The sequence below is a fragment of the Riemerella anatipestifer genome, assembly GCF_009670965.2.
Classification (GTDB): domain Bacteria; phylum Bacteroidota; class Bacteroidia; order Flavobacteriales; family Weeksellaceae; genus Riemerella; species Riemerella anatipestifer_B.
Genome location: NZ_CP073239.1, coordinates 81,514 through 98,584, shown reverse-complemented (window position 1 = coordinate 98,584; position 17,071 = coordinate 81,514). Strand labels below are relative to the sequence as shown.

General features: G+C 34.5%; 13 protein-coding genes. All 13 read left to right on the top strand.

Annotation, left to right across the window (positions count from 1 at the left end):
* Positions 1 to 35 precede the first annotated feature (35 nt).
* Positions 36 to 905 carry an ATP synthase F1 subunit gamma gene (atpG, locus tag D1J36_RS00410; protein ID WP_154137000.1) on the top strand — a complete coding sequence of 290 codons (870 nt, stop codon included), beginning with the start codon at positions 36 to 38 and terminating at the stop codon, positions 903 to 905.
* Positions 906 to 1,067: 162 nt separating this feature from the next.
* Positions 1,068 to 2,420 (top strand): hemolysin family protein, encoded by a 1,353-nt coding sequence (locus D1J36_RS00405; RefSeq protein WP_154136999.1) that lies wholly within the window; start codon positions 1,068 to 1,070, stop codon positions 2,418 to 2,420.
* A gap of 21 nt (positions 2,421 to 2,441) precedes the next feature.
* Positions 2,442 to 2,729, top strand: coding sequence for an ATP-dependent Clp protease adaptor ClpS (locus D1J36_RS00400; protein WP_064968378.1), 288 nt, complete (start codon positions 2,442 to 2,444; stop codon positions 2,727 to 2,729).
* A 10-nt stretch (positions 2,730 to 2,739) separates the two neighbouring features.
* Positions 2,740 to 3,774 (top strand): SRPBCC family protein, encoded by a 1,035-nt coding sequence (locus D1J36_RS00395; RefSeq protein ID WP_154136998.1) that lies wholly within the window; start codon positions 2,740 to 2,742, stop codon positions 3,772 to 3,774.
* Positions 3,775 to 3,888: 114 nt separating this feature from the next.
* Positions 3,889 to 6,648, top strand: a complete 2,760-nt coding sequence (locus D1J36_RS00390) for a 2-oxoglutarate dehydrogenase E1 component (protein WP_154136997.1) — start codon at positions 3,889 to 3,891, stop codon at positions 6,646 to 6,648.
* Between the two features lie 53 nt (positions 6,649 to 6,701).
* A complete protein-coding gene (gene odhB / locus D1J36_RS00385) occupies positions 6,702 to 7,934 on the top strand; it encodes a 2-oxoglutarate dehydrogenase complex dihydrolipoyllysine-residue succinyltransferase (protein WP_154136996.1) in 1,233 nt (410 codons plus the stop codon).
* 43 nt (positions 7,935 to 7,977) lie between these two features.
* The gene (locus D1J36_RS00380) at positions 7,978 to 9,324 is read left to right on the top strand and encodes an NAD(P)/FAD-dependent oxidoreductase (protein WP_154136995.1); all 1,347 of its coding nucleotides are present in this window, start codon (positions 7,978 to 7,980) and stop codon (positions 9,322 to 9,324) included.
* The gene (gene trmD, locus D1J36_RS00375; protein ID WP_004919912.1) at positions 9,321 to 10,001 is read left to right on the top strand and encodes a tRNA (guanosine(37)-N1)-methyltransferase TrmD; all 681 of its coding nucleotides are present in this window, start codon (positions 9,321 to 9,323) and stop codon (positions 9,999 to 10,001) included. The genes D1J36_RS00380 and trmD overlap by 4 nt, the downstream gene beginning before the upstream one ends.
* 43 nt (positions 10,002 to 10,044) lie before the next feature.
* Positions 10,045 to 10,635 (top strand): hypothetical protein, encoded by a 591-nt coding sequence (locus D1J36_RS00370; RefSeq protein WP_154136994.1) that lies wholly within the window; start codon positions 10,045 to 10,047, stop codon positions 10,633 to 10,635.
* Positions 10,636 to 10,841: 206 nt separating this feature from the next.
* Positions 10,842 to 14,015, top strand: coding sequence for a c-type cytochrome biogenesis protein CcsB (gene ccsB, locus D1J36_RS00365; protein ID WP_154136993.1), 3,174 nt, complete (start codon positions 10,842 to 10,844; stop codon positions 14,013 to 14,015).
* Between the two features lie 64 nt (positions 14,016 to 14,079).
* The gene (locus D1J36_RS00360; RefSeq protein ID WP_154136992.1) at positions 14,080 to 14,796 is read left to right on the top strand and encodes a hypothetical protein; all 717 of its coding nucleotides are present in this window, start codon (positions 14,080 to 14,082) and stop codon (positions 14,794 to 14,796) included.
* Positions 14,796 to 15,878 carry a DNA replication/repair protein RecF gene (gene recF / locus D1J36_RS00355; RefSeq protein ID WP_154136991.1) on the top strand — a complete coding sequence of 361 codons (1,083 nt, stop codon included), beginning with the start codon at positions 14,796 to 14,798 and terminating at the stop codon, positions 15,876 to 15,878. The genes D1J36_RS00360 and recF overlap by 1 nt, the downstream gene beginning before the upstream one ends.
* A gap of 102 nt (positions 15,879 to 15,980) precedes the next feature.
* Positions 15,981 to 16,847 (top strand): carboxypeptidase-like regulatory domain-containing protein, encoded by an 867-nt coding sequence (locus D1J36_RS00350; RefSeq protein WP_252339395.1) that lies wholly within the window; start codon positions 15,981 to 15,983, stop codon positions 16,845 to 16,847.
* Positions 16,848 to 17,071: the final 224 nt, after the last annotated feature.

Genomic DNA, 17,071 nt, shown 5'->3' with positions numbered 1-17,071 from the left:
TAAACTCGGAGTTTTAAATTTTGAATCCATAAAATATGGCAAATTTAAAAGAAATACGAGGGCGAATAACTTCCATCTCTTCTACGATGCAGATTACAAGTGCGATGAAAATGGTTTCCGCTGCGAAACTAAAGAAAGCGCAAGATGCCATCGTGATGTTGAGACCTTATTCTGAAAAGTTACAGGAAATTATTGAGAATGTAAATACAAGTTCAGATGCAGATAAGGTTTCTATCTACGCTAAACAAAGAGAAGTAAAGAGAGTATTGTATATTGCAATATCTTCTAACAGAGGTTTAGCAGGAGCATTCAACTCTTCTATTATTAAAGAGCTTAATGCTCAGTTATCACAAAATTCTGATAAGAAGGTAGAGGTGATTACTATAGGTAAGAAGGTTTATGATGCAGTAAAGAAGATTAAAACTCCATATAGTAATGAAAGCCATATCTTTGATAATCTCAGCTTCGAAGTGGTTGCTAATATTGTTTATGGAGTGATGAAAGATTTCCGTGAGGAGAGATTTGATGAAGTGTATCTTATTTATAACAAATTCTTAAATGCTGCTACTCAAACAGTACAAACGGAAAAACTTTTGCCTATAGCAATTAAGGATTCTGAAGAAGGTGATAAAGCTATAGAGACTGACTATCTTTTCGAACCAAATAGAAATGAGATTTTAGATGTACTTATTCCTAAGTCTATAAAAACTCAAGTTTATAAAGCTGTTTTAGATTCTATAGCTTCAGAACATGGGGCTAGAATGACGGCGATGCATAAGGCAACAGATAATGCTCAAGCTCTTAAGAATGAATTAGTAATTTACTATAATAAAGCACGTCAGGCTGCTATTACTAACGAAATTTTAGAGATTGTTTCTGGTGCTGAGGCTCTTAAGAACGGGTGATAATCAGTTTAAAATAAATAATAAAAAGGTATTAGAAATTTTTCTAGTACCTTTTTGCATTATATGATGTTACGAATACAATATTGCTGAAAATTATAGAGATTATATATTGTTGTTAAAAAAATATTTATCTTTGCATATCACTATAATTTATAAAATTAAATGGATCCCGACAGTATAGTCAAAATTTTTATCGCAATTTTTTTAGTTCTACTAAATGGCTTTTTCGTAGCCGCAGAGTTCTCAATAGTTAAAGTACGCTATTCTCAAATTCAAATTAAAGCTGCCGAAGGTAATGCTATGGCAAAGCAGGCAGAAGACATTATCAAAAACTTAGATGCCTATCTTTCTGCTACGCAGTTAGGGATTACTCTAGCCTCTTTAGCATTAGGTTGGGTGGGAGAAAGTGCACTTCATCATATTATAGAAGGTTTGTTTAGATACTTTAGTATCAGTGTAGATACTACTACGGTTACCACAGTATCTTTGGTGCTTAGTTTTCTTATTATTACCGTGATGCATATAGTATTTGGAGAGCTGGTTCCCAAATCTATAGCGATACGAAAGGCAGAAGAAACTACGTTGTTCGTTGCGGCACCGCTCAAATTGTTCTATAATATTTTTAGACCATTTATATGGTTAATGAACTCTATTTCTAATGCTTTTTTAAGATTGATAAAGATAAACCCTGCCTCAGAGCATGAAATACATTCTACTGAAGAATTACAACTTCTAGTAAAGCAAAGTGCTGATGGTGGTGAGATAGAAGAGGAAAATTACGAAATTATAAAGAACGCTTTTGATTTTACAGACCATTCTGCAAAGCAGATTATGGTGCCACGCCAGAATATTTTATCTATTGATATAGAAACTTCGATAGATGAAATTATAGAAATTATAATGGAAAGTGGTTATTCTCGTATTCCTGTTTATGAAGGTTCTATAGACAATGTGATAGGTATATTTTATACCAAAGAAATTATTAGAAATTATATTAAAACCAAAGGAGAGCTTACCCATGAAGATTTGAGAGGTTTCTTAAGAGAGGCTTATTTTGTAGTTGGAAGCAAAAAGATTTCTGACTTATTGAAGAGTTTTCAGCTTAAAAAACAGCATATTGCTATTGTGATAGATGAATTTGGAGGTACAGAAGGTATTATCACGTTAGAGGATATATTGGAAGAGTTGGTGGGAGAGATACAAGATGAGGAAGATGAAGAAGAAAAGATAGTAGATAAAATAGGAGAAAATACTTATTGGGTTAAAGCCACACAACCACTCGAAGAAATTAACGATTTTTTACCAAAACCACTGCCTGAAGAGGGTGAATTTAACACTTTAGCAGGTTTTATACTTCATCGTTTGGAAGAAATTCCAGAGGAAAATCAAGAGTTTGATTTTGAAAATTACCATTTTAAAATACTGAAAATGAATAATAAAAGTGTAGAAATGGTAGAGCTTACCTATGATGATAGCTTTTTTGGAGAATCGGGGGAAGGTACTAATGCTAACTAATAGTTATTTCAAACTATGAAAATGGTTTTTCAAAATATCCCTAATAAAGAGAACGAAGAAGAGGTTGACGTTTTATCTTCCACTGAAGCGATGCATAAACTTGTATTGCATAATGATGATTTTAATACCTTTGATTTCGTTATAGAGTCTCTTATGGAAGTATGTGCTCATACATTAGAACAGGCAGAACAATGTACGTTCTTGGTACATTATAAAGGCAAATGTACTGTGAAAACAGGTGATTTAGAACTGATTCAGCCCATGCACAAAAAACTACTTTTAAGAGGGCTATCTAGTGAAATAATCTAAAAATAATCTCATGCGTTGGTTGAAGTTTGTTTTAGTTTTAGGGGTGCTGTTGGCAGGTGTTTACGCGGTCTCCATGTTGTTTGTTGATGAGAGCAAATCCTTTAAAGTAGAAAGAGAGATTGATTATCCCATAGATAAAGTTTATCCACAATTTAGTAACTTTCAGAATCTTACCAGATGGTATCAGTACTTTACCCAAAATCCTAAATTGAAATTTGAATATTTCCTACCTTATGAAGGGCAGGGAAGTTCTATGAACTTTGTAGATGCTAAAGAAGGGGTAGGAATGGTATTTATTAGATATGAAAACTTCGAAAAAACTCTGAGATACGAGTTTTTTGATGCGGATACTAATGCACCTCTCAAAGTAGATATTAAATTTTTGCCAAAGGGAGAAAAAACGAGATTGATATGGATGGTAACCACACCAAAGAAAGCACTTCTAGATCGTTATGTTAATCTGTTTTCAGTGGAAAATTTTGAGGGAATGGTAGATGAGAGCCTTCGAAATTTAAAAGCAGTATTGAGTAATAAGGTGGATAAAATAGAAATTTTAACCAATATCAAATATGATAGCCTTATGGTAGAAAATCAAGAAGCTGCCATTTTAGTAGGAATAAATGCCAATACTCAGAATAAAAACAAAACTATTTATTTTAAAGATTTAGTTAAAAATCATCATAAGGTAGTCAATTTTGTGATGAATGACTTGGGTAAAAAAGAAGATGAATTTGGTTTTCCTATGCTCATTACTCAAGCCAAAAGCTATAAAGATAAAGAGGTAAGCTATTTTTATGGAATACCACTATCTAAAAAAACAGAGATTACAGATAACAACTTTACTTATCATATGCAGGACGCTTCTAGATTGTATGTGATGTATTATAAGGGAGATTATGCTAATAGGGTTTCGGTTATCAATAAGTTATTAAAAAAAGCAGAAGAAGACAGTTTAAGGACTGGTAAATTACAAGAGGTCTTTATAGAAACACCTGTAGAGAATAAACCAGTATTGCTAAAAATAGCATTACCAGTATCGTCTTAAGAGACATAAAAGAAAAAATAAACTTTGATTATTGGAGTTTTCCGAATCGTTTTTTTTTAATAAATTTGTGCATCATATAAAAAGTTAAATTAAAAAACAGATAAATCTGTCATAATGGATAAATTTTCATTCTTAAATGCAACACATGCTGATTTTATAGATAGCATGTACCAGCAGTACTTAAAATACCCAGATAGTTTAGAGCCATCTTGGAAAGCTTTTTTTCAAGGGTTTGATTTTGCTCTAGAAAATTTTGGTGAAGACGATTCTTTTACAGAAAAAGTAGGTGCGTCTTCTTTATCTCAGCAAGTAGGTGTTCCAGATGATATTATAAAGGAGTTTAAAGTTCTTAACTTAATAGAGGCTTATAGAACTAGAGGACATTTGTTTACTAGAACTAACCCTGTTAGAGAGAGAAGAACTTATCTCCCTGATTTATCTATAGAGAACTTTGGGTTATCAAAGTCAGATTTAGATACTAAATTTAACTCTGCTACAGAAACAGGAATGCTGGGAGCAGCTACTTTGGCAGACATTATCCGTCATTTAGACCAAATCTACTGCGACTCTATTGGTATAGAATATATGCATATTCGTGAGGTAGAGGAGAAAGAATTTATTCGCCAGTGGATTTCTAAGAATGAAAATCACCCAGAACTTTCGGCAGACGAAAAAATACAGATTTTATCTAAGCTCAATCAAGCGGTAGCATTTGAAAACTATCTTCATACTAAATTCGTAGGGCAAAAGAGATTTTCACTGGAAGGGGGAGAGTCTTTAATCCCTGCTTTAGACCAGCTTATCAGTCGTTCGTCAAAACACGGTGTAGATGAAGTGGTTTTAGGTATGGCACACAGAGGGAGGCTTAATGTATTAACCAATATCTTTGGGAAGTCATACAAGCAAATCTTCTCTGAATTTGAAGGTAAAGAATTTGAGGAAGATGTATTTTCTGGAGATGTTAAGTATCACTTAGGTTCTACTACGAAAATAAAAACGGCTGCAGGGGAAGAGGTAATTATCAATTTAACGCCTAACCCGTCTCACTTAGAAACTGTAGCTTCTTTAGTACAAGGTATTTCTAGAGCTAAAATAGACCATACTTATGGTAATAATTTTAAGAAAGTATTGCCTATCGTTATTCACGGAGATGCAGCTATTGCAGGACAAGGGATTGTCTATGAGATTGCACAAATGATGACTTTAGACGGTTACAAGACAGGAGGAACGGTTCATATTGTAGTTAATAATCAGGTAGGGTTTACAACCAATTATCTAGATGCAAGGTCTTCTACTTACTGTACAGATATTGCTAAGGTAACAGATTCGCCTGTAATGCATGTAAATGCAGATGATGTAGAAGCAGTGGTACACGCAATTAGATTTGCGGCGGATTATAGAGCAGCGTTTGGCAAAGATGTTTATATAGATTTGTTAGGTTATAGAAAATATGGGCATAACGAAGGTGATGAACCTCGCTTTACACAACCTAAACTTTACAATACCATAGCGAAACACCTTAATCCTAGAGAAATCTATAAAGCAAAATTAGAGAAAGAAGGAGTGCTTTCTGAAGGAGTGTTGAAGAAGATGGAGGAAGAATTTAAAACCCTTCTTGATAAAGATTTTGATGCATCTAAAGAAATTCAAAAAAATACTTTAGATGTATTTATGGAACAGGTTTGGATTAAGTATCTAGACCCTGCAAATAAACAAAAAGTTCTAAAGGCTGTAGAAACTCAATACAATGCTGAACAGTTAAAAGAGTTGGCAGTTAAGATGTCTTCTTTACCTAAAGACAAGGCGTTCATAAGAAAAATCACTAGACTTTTTGATCAAAGGTTAAAAATGATAGAAGAGGATAAGCTAGATTGGGCAATGGCAGAACTTTTAGCTTATGCTACGCTTCTTGCAGAAGGTTACAATGTGAGAATTTCTGGGGAAGATGTGGAGAGAGGTACTTTCTCTCACCGTCATGCAGTGGTAAAAACAGAAGATGCAGAGGAGGAATATGTACCATTACAACATATCAACGAAAGTCAGCAGTTTCATATTTATAACTCATTACTATCAGAGTACGCTGTTTTAGGGTTTGATTATGGTTATGCTATGGCATCGCCTGATACTTTAACCATTTGGGAAGCACAGTTTGGAGATTTCGTGAATGGCGCTCAAATTATTGTGGACCAATATTTGGTAGCTGCAGAAGAAAAATGGAAGCTGCAAAATGGTTTGGTAATGTTGTTACCTCACGGCTCTGAAGGGCAAGGTGCAGAACACTCTTCGGCTAGGTTAGAGAGATTTTTAACGCTTTGTGCTAATAATAATATTTTCGTAGCTAATTGTACAGTTCCAGCCAATTATTTCCATTTATTGAGAAGGCAAATGAAGTTTCCGTTTAGAAAACCGTTAGTGGTAATGACGCCTAAGTCGTTACTAAGACACCCTAAGGTTATTTCTTCTATGGAAGAGTTAGCAAACGGAAGTTTCCAACCAGTGATTGATGATGCTACGGCTGATGCTTCTAAGGTGGAGAGATTAGTGATGTGTTCTGGTAAGGTTTACTACGATTTATTGGCTAAAAAAGAAGAATTAGGAGATGAGAAAGTCGCTTTAGTAAGGCTGGAGCAGTTGTATCCTTTGGATTCAGAGAAAATAGAGACTGTGTTGTCTAAATATTCTAACAGAAAAGATTTTGTGTGGGTTCAAGAAGAACCAGAGAATATGGGAGCTTGGTCTTATATTTTGAGAAATTTCCGCAAGTACGATGTACAAGTAATTGCACCAGTTCCTAGTGGAACGCCAGCACCAGGTAGCCATAAGAAGTATGAGATTAACCAAACTAATGTAATTAACCAAACATTTGGTATCTAGAAATAGAGTAATATTAAAAATAAAAATCAACGAATAATAAAAAATACCCCAATATGTCAATATTAGAAATGAAAGTTCCCTCTCCGGGAGAGTCTATTACAGAAGTAGAAATTGCTACTTGGTTAGTTCAAGATGGTGATTATGTAGAAAAAGATCAGCCTATCGCAGAAGTAGATTCTGATAAGGCAACGCTAGAACTTCCTGCTGAAGAAAGTGGTATCATTACGTTAAAAGCAGAGGAAGGTGATGTAGTAGAAGTAGGACAAGTGGTTTGTCTAATTGATATGAGTGCAGCTAAGCCAGAAGGTGGTGCAGCTAAGCAAGAGACTACTAAAGTAGAAGAAAGGAAAGAAGAAGTTAAAGCAGAAGCTCCAAAACAAGAGGCTTATTCTGCAACTTATGCTACGGGAACACCGTCTCCTGCAGCTAAAAAAATTCTAGATGAAAAAGGGGTAGATGCATCTCAAGTAAAAGGAACAGGTAGAGATGGTAGAATTACTAAAGAAGATGCAGAACAGGCTTCTGTACCGGCTATGGGTTCTGTATTTGCTACTAATGGGTCTAGATCTTCTAAGACAACTAAATTATCTTCATTGAGAAGAAAATTAGCTCAGCGTTTAGTTTCTGTTAAGAATGAAACGGCGATGCTTACTACTTTCAATGAGGTAGATATGAGTGAGATTTTCAGAATTAGAAAACAATATAAAGAGGAGTTTGCAGTGAAGCACGGTGTAGGTTTAGGCTTTATGTCTTTCTTTACAAAGGCGGTTACTAGAGCGTTACAAATGTATCCAGAGGTAAACTCTATGATAGATGGTAATCAAATGATTACTTATGATTTCTGTGATGTTTCTGTCGCGGTATCTGGTCCTAAAGGGCTTATGGTTCCTGTGCTTAGAAATGCAGAAACAATGTCTTTCCGTGGTGTGGAGGCTAGCATTAAGGAATTAGCAGAGAAGGCAAGAAACGGAAAAATTACGGTAGATGAAATGACAGGAGGAACTTTTACTATCACTAATGGTGGGGTATTTGGGTCTATGCTTTCAACACCGATTATCAATCCACCTCAATCTGCGATTTTAGGAATGCACAACATTATCCAAAGACCAGTAGCAGTAGATGGGCAAGTAGTTATTCGTCCAATGATGTATCTAGCACTATCTTATGACCACAGAATTATAGATGGTAGAGAATCTGTAGGTTTCTTAGTAGCGGTAAAAGAAGCTATTGATAACCCTGTGGAGCACTTGCTAGGAGGTGATGAAAGAAGAGGATTAGAACTTTAGTCAATCACATAATAATAATTAAAAAACTCCCACTCAATTCTTTTTGGGTAGGAGTTTTTTATTATTACTTGTAGGGGGAATAGTTGTAATTAAAATCTTTAAATTTGTACTTTTAAATTTAGACTTTGTGGAAGCAAGAGAGAAAATAATCATCATAGGAGGCGGTTTTGCTGGGTTACAACTGGCGAGAAAACTCAATGGTAAAAGGAAAAAGGTAATGGTGATAGATAAAGTGAACCATCATATGTTTCAGCCATTATTTTATCAGGTAGCATGTGGGAGGATAGAGCCTTCCAACATATCGTTTCCTTTTAGAAAGATATTTCAGAAGTCTAAAAATATACAATACAGAATGACGGAGGTTACCAAAATACTTCCCGAAGAAAATAAAATTATTACAGAAGATTCCGAGTTTTCTTATGATAAACTGATTATAGCCACAGGATGTAGAACCAATTTTTTTGGTAACGAACAAATGGAGCAACTGAGTTATGGTATGAAAAATACTCAGGAAGCTATCAGTATTAGAAATCATATTTTACTCACTTTTGAGAAACTTATTATAGAAAGAAAGAGGTCTGATGATGGTAATTGGAATATCGTAATTGTAGGCAGTGGTCCTACGGGGGTAGAATTGGCAGGAGCATTTGCGGAAATGAAAGCAGATATTTTACCTAGAGATTATCCTAAGATGAATTTCAATGACTTAGAAATAATCTTAGTGAGTTCTACCAAAAAGCCGCTGGCGGTAATGAGCGAAGAAGCCCAGAATAAATCGGAAGAGTATCTTAATAAGTTGGGGGTTAAATTTATCAGCGATGATAGGGTGGTAAACTACGATGGCAATAAAGTTTATCTAAAAAGTGGTAAAGAAATTCCGTCTAACAATGTGATATGGGCAGCTGGTGTAACAGGAAATATCATTGAGGGATTATCAGAAGAGCAAATCATCAACAATAGATACAGAGTAGACCGCTACAATAGAGTAAAAGGTTATAACAATATATTTGCAATAGGAGACATTGCTTATATGGAAACACCTAAATATCCTCAAGGGCACCCTCAGGTGGCTAATGTAGCTATAAATCAAGGAAGAAACTTAGGTGATAATCTAAACAAACGCTCCGAAAACGATTGGAAAGAGTACGAATATTTTGATAAAGGCTCTATGGCAACGATAGGGAAGCATAGAGCTGTGGTAGATTTACCATATATGAAGTTTCAGGGCTTTTTTGCATGGTTTTTTTGGATGTTTTTACATTTAATGCTGATTCTTTCGGTGAGAAATAAAATCGCTATATTTTTCAACTGGATGTGGAGTTACCTTAATGGAGATTCTTCTTTAAGACTAATTATACTTCCTAACAAAAAAAACAGAACAGAACAATGAGAATAGATATTATAAGTGTAGTACCAGAGCTCATGGAAAGTCCTTTTAAGACTTCTATTCTTAAAAGAGCTATGGAGAAAGGTATTGCAGAAGTCCATTTCCATCATTTAAGAGAGTGGGGCGTAGGTAAACATCGTCAAGTAGATGACGAGCCTTACGGCGGCGGTGCAGGTATGGTAATGATGGTAGAACCGATAGACCTGTGCATTTCTAAACTAAAATCTGAACGAGAGTACGACGAGGTAATTTACCTTACACCTGATGGAGAAACTCTTAATCAAAAAATAGCCAATACACTTTCTATCAAAGAAAATCTTATTCTTTTGTGTGGGCATTATAAAGGTATAGACCAAAGAGTGAGAGATTTACACATTACTAAAGAAATTTCTATTGGAGATTTTGTTTTAACGGGAGGCGAACTTGCAGCTTGTGTCTTGGCAGATGCTGTTATAAGGCTATTGCCAGGTGTTCTTAACGATGAGCAATCGGCTCTTACAGATAGTTTTCAAGACGATTTGTTAGCTCCACCTATTTACACTCGTCCTGAAAATTACAAAGGGCTGAAAGTTCCCGAAGTCTTATTGAGTGGTAATTTTCCTAAAATAGACGATTGGCGTTACGAACAAGCACTACAAATCACTAGAACTAAAAGACCCGATTTGTTAGGAGAAGATTAGAAAAAGGTATGTTTAATGTTTGGATTAAATTTTATGTAAAAAAATGAAAATTTTAAATCAAGTTTTTGTTATCCTAATTTTTGTGTTTTTTTCATGTGAAAATTCTAAGTTAAAACCAGAGGTTTTAGAAGATGATATGAAAGAAAATAATCGTAAATCAAAAGATGATATAAAAATTGGAAATTTATTTTTTGATTACGATCAAATTGAATACTATAAAACCAATATTTCAGAAAGTGATGCATTGGAATTATTAGAAAATCGAGATAACTCAAAACTTAATGAGCTTAAAGTCAAGTTAATTTTAGAGGGTACACCAAAAAATATAGAAGAAGTTAATTTTACAAACCAGTTGAGTCAAATTGGATTTAAGAAGATGGAAATTAAATCTCAGGATTTTTCAAAAATAAACCAAATATTTGTTGAAAAGTCAGAAAGAGATGGAGTTGCCCTTGCTTGTGCACCTATTTATAGAGATATTTTAATTTTTAAGAAAAATGAAAAAATAATAGGATTTGTTAAGATTTGTTTTGACTGCAAGCAATCTGATATTATTGGGACAAAGGCAACTACTAGCAGATTTGGTCAGGGGGATGATTATGAGAAACTTATGGAGGTACTTAGACTTTATTAGGGCGATGTTATTTTGCAAAATGTTATATTTCAGTTGAGTTTAGAGAATTTTTAGAAAAAATATTTAGATTTAGGGAATTGAATATTGTATTTCTCTGAATATCATAATTTACAAAAACTATCTAGGTATATTCTTTTATTTAAAATATCCTCCTTATTTTTGCGGAGCTAATGATGAAACTTTTCATTATTGATGATTAAATTATTATGAAAAAAATCCAAAATATTCTTGTATCCACCCGTACTATGGCGGTGTTGCTGTTGGTTTATGCTTTATCTATGGCGTATGCCACTTTTATGGAAAACGATTATGGCACGCCTACGGCAAAGGCTTTTATCTATGAGTCTAAATGGTTCGAGGCAATTATGTTTTTGCTTATCATCAATTTTATAGGCAATATCGGTAGGTATCGCTTATGGAAACGAGAAAAGTGGCCTTTATTGGTTTTCCATTTATCATTTATTTTGTTGTTTATAGGAGGTGCTATTACTAGATATATCAGTTACGAAGGGACGATGCACATTCGTGAGGGGGAAACTTCTAACGAAATAGTAACTAGCAAGAATTTCTTTAAAATTCAAATAGAAGAAAAAGGAGAAGTGCTTAATTATAAGGATATTCCGTTCTTGATGACGCCAGAAGTACCTTTTTGGTCTAAAGTTACCAATCATTACTTTAAAGCGGCTTACGACTTTAATGGTAAAAAAATAAAAGTAAAGCAGTTGGCTTACACGCCTAGAAAGAAGGACAGTATAAAGGTAATGCCTAATGGTAAAGAGTATCTTCATTTTGTAACCACAGACGATGCAGGAAGGTTAGAGTATTATCTGTCAGAAGGAGAGGTTAAAAATATCGGTGGTACATTAGTAACTTATAACAGACCGATAGATGGGGCGGTGGAGTTTAAAAAACAAGACGGGAAACTTTACATTAAAACTCCTGTAGATGCTACTTATATGGTAATGACGAGTCAAGAAGTGGGGGCATCTCCTAAAGATGAGTACACGCCGTTATCTCTTAGAAGTTTATATACGATTAACCAAATGAGAATTGTAGTGCCTGAAGGACTAAAAAGAGGCGAAATAGTATCTTATTCTGGAGATAAAAAGAAGGATAAAAATATACCTGATGAGCTTTTACTAGAGGTAGAAGGTCCTAAAACTAAGCAGCAAGTTAGCCTACAAGTACAGGAAGGTAATCCTAACTTGGTAAAACAAATTTCGTTAGATGGTATGAATATGATGTTGGGGTTTGGTGCTAAAGTTTACACTACGCCATTTGCATTGAAATTAGACGACTTTGTGATGGAAACTTACCCAGGGAGTTCTTCGCCGTCTGCTTATGAGAGCCACGTTCAGATTATAGATAATGGTAAGCAGACACCATACAAAATTTATATGAATAATGTACTTAATTATCGTGGATACCGTTTCTTCCAATCTAGTTTTGACCCAGATAGACACGGTACGGTACTATCGGTTAATCACGACTATTGGGGAACACTTATTACCTATATAGGCTATACACTTATGTTTATTGCAATGTTTATTACTCTGTTTTGGAGAGGAACTCGTTTTTGGTCTTTAAATAAAATGCTAAAAGATATTAGTAAGAAAAAAGCGTTAGGAGTATTATTACTGATGTTGAGTTTTGGTCTTCTACAAGCACAACCAAAAACATCAGCAGGCAAAGTGCCTGCTCAAAAAGTGCTTTCTGCCGATGATATGGTACAGCACATCAATATAGATAAGGCTCACGCAGAGAAATTTGGTTCTTTGTTAGTGCAGAGTTATGATGGGAGAATACAGCCAGTAAATACACAAGCACTAGATATTTTAAGAAAACTTACGGGTAAAGAATCTTTTAAACAACTAGATGCTAACCAGTGGTTTTTGTCAGCGACTATAGACCCAATGTTTTGGGCACAAGTACATATTATTAAGGTAGAGACTAGAGGGAAAGTAGGGGAGGAATTAAAGAAAAAAACCAAGGCGAACGATGAGGGTTATACTAGTCTTGTAAATCTTTTCCCAGCGGATAAGTTTGGTAATCTTCGTTTTGTTTTAGAAGATGATTACAATGAGGCTTTTAACAAAAAGCCAGCCGAACAATCTAAGTACGACCAAGCAGTTATCAAACTTAATGATAAAGTACAAGTGATGAATGCCCTAATGTCTTGGCAATATTTCCGTGTGATACCAGTACAGAACGACCCTAACCACAAATGGAATTCTGTAATGGACGCTAACTTCCAAATAGATACTAATGCACAGGAGGTGTTAGGTCCTTACCTTTCTTCGGTACTGATGGCTACACAAAGCGATAAGTGGGCAACTGCTGATAAGGAACTAGATAAAGTAAAGAGTTATCAAGCAAAATGGGGTAAAAATGTGATGCCGCCTCAAACCAAGATAGACTTAGAAATTTTAATGAACAAACTTGACCTCAACTTTAAGTTGATGATTTTTTATAGTGTTGTTGCTGCATTATTATTGGTACTTGGTTTTATAGAATTATTTAAACCCAATCGTTGGCTACATAAAGTCATTAAAGTGATTTTAGCTGCAGGGATATTGGGCTACCTTGTGCATCTTGTGGGGCTGGGTATCAGATGGTACATTTCAGGACACGCACCTTGGAGTAACGGTTATGAGGCGATTATGTTTATTTCTTGGGTAGGCATTAGTGCAGGGTTATTACTTTACAGAAATAATAATGCTTTGATACCTTCGGCAGGTTTCTTAGTGGCGGTATTGCTGATGGGCTTTGCTCATGGTGCGGTAAGTCTAGACCCGCAAATTACACCTTTAGTGCCAGTGCTTAAATCTTATTGGTTAGTAATACATGTGGCTATTATTACCTCTAGTTACGGATTCTTTGCGTTGTCCTTTATTATAGGAATTATGGTACTGTTGTTTTACATTGTTTCTAGTAAAGCTACTTTCCAAGAACATAATGATACCACGATAAAAGAGCTTACTGCCGTTTCGGAAATGTCGCTTACGATAGGGCTTTTTGCACTTACGATAGGGACTTTTTTAGGTGGAGTTTGGGCTAACGAATCTTGGGGAAGATATTGGTCTTGGGACCCTAAAGAAACTTGGGCATTTATATCGGTTATGGTATATGCTTTTGTATTACATATGCGTTTGGTGCCAGGGCTTAGAGGGCGTTATGCCTTTCATATGGTAACGATGTTTGCTTTTAGTTCGGTTATTATGACTTATTTTGGGGTTAATTACTATCTTTCAGGGTTACACTCTTATGCGGCAGGAGACCCTATCCCTGTACCAGCGTGGGTTTATATTACAGGGGCGAGTATGATTACCATTTCTTTAGCGGCGTGGTTTAAATATAAAAAACTGAACTCCAAAAACTAAGAGTAAAATCATTTTTACACAATTTAAAAAATATATTATAGACAGTCAGATTTATGTTTCCGTAATGGGAACAGCTCTGACTGTCTTTTTTGTCAATAATACCAAAGTTCAGATTTCAGTTGAGCTATTGAGTTTGGTTTTTCTCACTTATTTTAATGGTTATCTATATACTAAATATCAATATAGAAAGCCAATCATTGGTAGAATATTAGTAGTTAATGCAGTTAGTTTTGCACTCGGCATAATGCTGATTTTGTCTTTTTATAGTGTTGATGTTCTATTGAAATGGCTTACGATTTTATCGCTTGGCTTGGCTTATAACTCTCGTTTTTTGAATACTTTTGTTCGAAAAATACCATTACTAAAGATATTTTATGTGGGGTTGAGTTGGGCTTTGGTAAGTGCTTGGTTGTTTTTACCTAAAATAGATGGAGCTATTTTTTTTGTGAGTTTTCTTTATGTTTCGGCATTGGTATTACCTTTTGATATACGAGATAAATCCAGTGATAAAGTGATAACATTCCCTAAGTTTATAGGCGTAGCGGCGACTAAAAAACTGGCTTATATTTTACTAATCTTTAGCGGAGGGCTGTCATTTATTTATTTTAATACACTTTATGCGGTGGCGTTTGGTGGAGCTATTGTGGTGGCTTCAGCTTTGGTTTATGGTGCGTCTGAAAGTAAGCCTGATTGGTATTTTTCTTTGTGGGTAGAAACTTGTTGTGGGCTTCCGTTTTTATTTCTGATTTTATTGGAGTATTTTTGGCTAATTTTTCAGTAATGATTATCAAAAAATTATATTTAACAAATTTCAAAAATCATCAAGAGCGAGTATTTGATTTTTCTTCCGAAATCAATAGTTTCGTAGGGAATAATGGGGCAGGGAAGACCAATATTTTAGACGCTTTGCACTACTTGTCCGTAGGGAAAAGTTTTCTAGGAAATTCTGATGTTAATAATATTTTTACGGGGGAAGACTTCTTTACTTTAGAGGCGGTGGTGGATGATGGCGAAAAAGAAACGATATTAAAAATTATCCAAAGCAAAGACGCTAAAAAGTTGGTAAAGAAGAACGATAAGTCTTACGCTCGTTTGTCAGACCATATTGGGTTTTTGCCAAGTGTGATGATTTCTCCCTATGATGCCAATCTTATCTCTGATTCTGGGGAGAGCAGAAGACGATTTTTAGATGCAATGATTTCGCAGGTAGATGCAGAGTATTTGCACTCTATTATGCAATACCAAAAAGCACTTAAACAAAGAAATGCCTTACTAAAGTCTTTCGCTAAAAATAGATATTTTGATAAAGATTCGCTAGAGATTTATGATGAGCCTTTGTGCCAATATGCAGGGGTGATTTTTGAAAAGAGGAACCTGTTTATCACACAACTACTGCCTACTTTTTTGCATTTTTATAATATGATTTCTAATGGTAAAGAGGAGGTTAATATTGTTTACCAATCGGATTTGGAAGAGCAAACAATGGCAGAAGTTCTATCTCAAAATGTAGAAAAAGACCGAGTGCTTACCTACACTTCTAAAGGGATTCATAAAGATGAACTCCGTTTTGAAATGAGTGGGGATTTGATAAAGAAAATTGGTTCTCAAGGGCAACAGAAGTCGTTTCTAATTGCGTTAAAGTTGGCTCAAATCAACCGTATTAAAGAAATTACAGGGAAGACTCCACTGTTGCTGTTAGACGATATATTTGATAAGTTGGACGACCGCCGTGTGGCTCAACTTATAGAATTAGTGAACAAAGAACATTTTGGACAGATATTCATTACAGATACCCATAAAGAACGAACGGAAGCCGTAGTAAAAAACATCAATGAAGAAAGCCGTATTTTTGAGATAGCTTAAGATTTTATTTTGCATAAACAGAATTGTCGTCTGCAATGTTACCAAAACGACCACATAAAAGAAAAATACTTATAAAATCAACCTATTACTTATCATAAACACATGAAGAATTTTTTTTTCCTACTCCTAGTCTTTATTGCGAATTTGCATTTTTGTCAAGTAATTTCAGGAACTTTAATTTCAAGTGAGGATAATTCTCCGATTTCTTACGCCAAAATTGGGTTTGAAAACATTGAGAAAGGAACTTTTAGCGATGAGAAAGGAAATTTCAAAATAGACTTTACAAATGTTGATATAAACTTGAAGGTCAAAATTGAGATTGCAGGTTTTCAAACTTATGAAAATACTGTGAAAAATCTTATAAAACTTAACTCTACAAAAATTGCTTTAAATCCAAGATTTGTAAATGTTGAAGAAGTTATAATTTCTAGCAAAAAGTATGTTGCAAAGAATTTAGGTTATAATTCTCGGTCAAAAAGCATACATATAGATTATCTCTCAAGAAATTCTCAAACAGCAATAAAAAAATATACTGTTGAAGAATTGGAAAAACCACAAGCGGAAATTGCAGTGCCCATTCAATCAAATTCAAAATCTAAAATTACTAAAATCAATATTAATTTTGCAAAGTTTGAGATTAACAAACCGATGCCTGCAAGATTTATTATTTATTCTGAGTCAGAAGGAAAGCCTGATAAAATTCTAAATTCAGAAGATATTTTATTTTCTATTGAGAATGAAAATGTTAAAAACAATGTCTTTACATTGGATGTTTCTGATAAAAATATATGGTTTAAAGGTAAAATCTTCGTTAGTTTTCAACCACTTGACAGAAATTTTTCAGGGAGTTTTTTTATTAGCGCAGGTTTTTTAGGAAGTTCATATAAGAGAAGCTTTGTTGAAAAATGGAGAAAATTTCCTGCAAGTATTGTTCCTGCGATAAACATTGATGTAAAATCAGAGAAATAAAAACACTGCAGACAACATCGGTTTTGCAACATCGGAGGTAAAGCTCTCTAGCATTGAAAATTTTGTAATTTTTAGTCACAAAAAATTCAATTTTTTGTAATCTTACAAAAGCGAAAATGGTTTTTGCTCAGGTTCGTGTTTATAGAAGGTTTCGTGCTTCTTAGCCCCGCCTTAGCAAAGCTCTTTCCCGAAATGAAGATTTGATATTTTCAAATTATTGTAAT

Bases quoted from the DNA above. Each gene is read 5' to 3' on its own strand.
- D1J36_RS00360 (WP_154136992.1), top strand. From the start codon at position 14,080: ATGGGAACAGCTCTGACTGTCTTTTTTGTCAATAATACCAAAGTTCAG.
- D1J36_RS00400 (WP_064968378.1), top strand. From the start codon at position 2,442: ATGGTTTTTCAAAATATCCCTAATAAAGAGAACGAAGAAGAGGTTGAC.
- D1J36_RS00350 (WP_252339395.1), top strand. From the start codon at position 15,981: ATGAAGAATTTTTTTTTCCTACTCCTAGTCTTTATTGCGAATTTGCAT.
- D1J36_RS00390 (WP_154136997.1), top strand. From the start codon at position 3,889: ATGGATAAATTTTCATTCTTAAATGCAACACATGCTGATTTTATAGAT.
- recF (WP_154136991.1), top strand. From the start codon at position 14,796: ATGATTATCAAAAAATTATATTTAACAAATTTCAAAAATCATCAAGAG.
- trmD (WP_004919912.1), top strand. From the start codon at position 9,321: ATGAGAATAGATATTATAAGTGTAGTACCAGAGCTCATGGAAAGTCCT.
- odhB (WP_154136996.1), top strand. From the start codon at position 6,702: ATGTCAATATTAGAAATGAAAGTTCCCTCTCCGGGAGAGTCTATTACA.
- atpG (WP_154137000.1), top strand. From the start codon at position 36: ATGGCAAATTTAAAAGAAATACGAGGGCGAATAACTTCCATCTCTTCT.
- D1J36_RS00405 (WP_154136999.1), top strand. From the start codon at position 1,068: ATGGATCCCGACAGTATAGTCAAAATTTTTATCGCAATTTTTTTAGTT.
- D1J36_RS00370 (WP_154136994.1), top strand. From the start codon at position 10,045: ATGAAAATTTTAAATCAAGTTTTTGTTATCCTAATTTTTGTGTTTTTT.
- ccsB (WP_154136993.1), top strand. From the start codon at position 10,842: ATGAAAAAAATCCAAAATATTCTTGTATCCACCCGTACTATGGCGGTG.
- D1J36_RS00395 (WP_154136998.1), top strand. From the start codon at position 2,740: ATGCGTTGGTTGAAGTTTGTTTTAGTTTTAGGGGTGCTGTTGGCAGGT.